Origin of the sequence: Eikenella sp. HMSC071B05, assembly GCF_001811325.1 — a bacterium.
Taxonomy (GTDB): Bacteria; Pseudomonadota; Gammaproteobacteria; order Burkholderiales; family Neisseriaceae; genus Eikenella; species Eikenella corrodens.
The window spans coordinates 51263-53108 of sequence record NZ_KV804544.1; the positions used below are offsets into that span (position 1 = coordinate 51263).

4 protein-coding genes are annotated in these 1846 nt (G+C 58.0%); 2 read left to right on the forward strand and 2 right to left on the reverse strand.

The window, feature by feature from the left end; all coding sequences use genetic code 11:
* A partial coding sequence (locus HMPREF2796_RS11350) for a phage baseplate plug family protein (RefSeq protein WP_210385340.1) occupies nucleotides 1-324 on the forward strand: 324 nt, incomplete at its 5' end.
* Nucleotides 325-326: 2 nt separating this feature from the next.
* On the opposite strand, the gene HMPREF2796_RS03950 is transcribed toward HMPREF2796_RS11350, so the two are convergent.
* Together HMPREF2796_RS03950 and HMPREF2796_RS03955 are read right to left on the reverse strand one after the other, a co-directional pair.
* Nucleotides 327-767, reverse strand: coding sequence for a transcriptional regulator (locus HMPREF2796_RS03950; protein ID WP_070631159.1), 441 nt, complete (start codon nucleotides 765-767; stop codon nucleotides 327-329).
* 3 nt (nucleotides 768-770) lie between these two features.
* The gene (locus HMPREF2796_RS03955) at nucleotides 771-998 is read right to left on the reverse strand and encodes a hypothetical protein (protein ID WP_070631161.1); all 228 of its coding nucleotides are present in this window, start codon (nucleotides 996-998) and stop codon (nucleotides 771-773) included.
* An 81-nt stretch (nucleotides 999-1079) separates the two neighbouring features.
* Between HMPREF2796_RS03955 and HMPREF2796_RS03960 the strand changes: the two genes are divergently transcribed.
* Nucleotides 1080-1846 (forward strand): hypothetical protein (locus HMPREF2796_RS03960; protein ID WP_070631163.1); only part of this gene is annotated, 767 nt, incomplete at its 3' end.

Consider the following 1846-nt stretch of genomic DNA (forward strand, 5'->3'; position numbering starts at 1 on the left):
AACAGAGTTTGGGAAATGATAAAAATCCCCTTTGCAGACCAAAACGACTTCGTTGTCGAAGCGGAACTGGACGAAATGACCTGTTTCTTGCATCTGTCGTGGAACGATGATGAAGCAATGTGGACATTATCGCTGGAGAACGCTGAAAACAATGTGATTCTGTCAGGTATCCGGCTGGTATCCGATTGGCCGCTGCTGGGGCGCTTCCGCCACTTGGCTGTGCCGAAAGGCGAGCTGGTGGCGGTATCACTGGACAGGCAGCCGATAGGCCGTCAGTCGTTTACCGACGGTATGGCGGAGCTGGTTTATATCCCGACTACCTGAAACTATCCGGCCACATGGGCAATATCGTATTGTGCCTGCGACAGCTGGCCGTGCCGGTGCAGCCAGCCGGCCACTTCCGGCCACGAATACAGGGCGGAGCCGCTGCCCACCCCGTACATCGGTGCGGGGAAGCCGCCGCCGCGCTTGCCGGTGGCGTAGTTGGAGAGGGCGGCGCGGGTCAGCCCGGCGCGGGCAGCCATTTCGGACAAGGTAGCCACACCGGATTCCTGCAACACCAAATCGCCGAATCCGGCGGCGCGGATGTTGTTCAAGGCGCTGCGCACGGCGGCTTCGGCACTCTCGGCCTCGCGGTCGAATTCGAGATACGGGGTTTGGTTGTAGAAGCACAGCAGCGCATCGTCGCAGCCCGCTTCATACAGGCGGTCTTCCAAATCGTGCAGGTCGGTATCGCGGATGAGGATGCTGAAATGGTAGGTATTCATGGCTTACTCCTGTTCGGGCAGGCATTCGTTTACTTTGCGGATGATTTGTTTGGCATGGTTTTCTGGGTTGCGCGGCGTGCTCCACACGCTCATTTGGTGTTCGGCATGCCCTTGCAGGCAGCGCAGGCGGCAAAACGCATGGGCGGATTTGCCTGCCGGAACAACCGCCCAGCCGTGCTGCTCGGCATAAGCCAATGCGGCTCGGATGTGTTTGTTCGGATGCTTGCCCATTTTAAAAAGTCGCTATCTGTCTGATGTATTGGTATTATAGCAAAGTCGTTTGCAGTTGTAAACAATAAAGTTTATTGCGAAATGTATAAATTCAACCGCGTATATCGCCTCTTAATCGGCAAGGCTGGCGGCAAAGGTGTGGAAATCAAGCCGCCGTTGCAGATTGAGTTTGAGATTGATAAAAACACCAAGCCCGACCCGAATATCCACCGCCTGAAACTCTACAACCTGGCACCAGAAACCATCGAAGCCGTCAGCAAGCCTGACGGTTTTTGCGTTTTGTACGCGGGCTATGCCGAGGACGAGGGTGAAGTGCTGATGGCGGCGGGCGGGGTGGTGGATGCCTATACCTACCGCGAGGGCACGGAACGCATTACGGAGCTCTCGGTGGCCGACGGCTGGGTAGAGTTGCGCGATACGGCGGTATCGCTGGGCTTCGGCGCGGGGGTGTCCGCACACAGCATCATCCACGAGATTGCCAAGCAGATGAGCCTGACTTTGGTTATGGACGAAAAGCTGCCGAACCGCACATGGCGGCACGGTTTCAGCTTCTACGGCGCGGCACGGCGGGCGCTGAACAAAATCGTGGCGGGCGCGGGGCTGGAGTGGTCGGTGCAGAACCAAACGCTGCAAGTGGTGCAGAAACTGCAACCGACCAAACGCACGGCAGTGGTGCTGGCTGCTGATAGCGGGTTAATCGGCCACCCCGAAAAAATCCGCGACGGGGCGCGGGATAAATCCGTGCCGCAGAACAGCCGCCGCAAAGGCCGGACGGCGCAATCCGAGCCGCGCGACGGCTGGAAGGTGCATTCGCTGCTACTGCCGCAAATCAATCCGGCAGATATTGT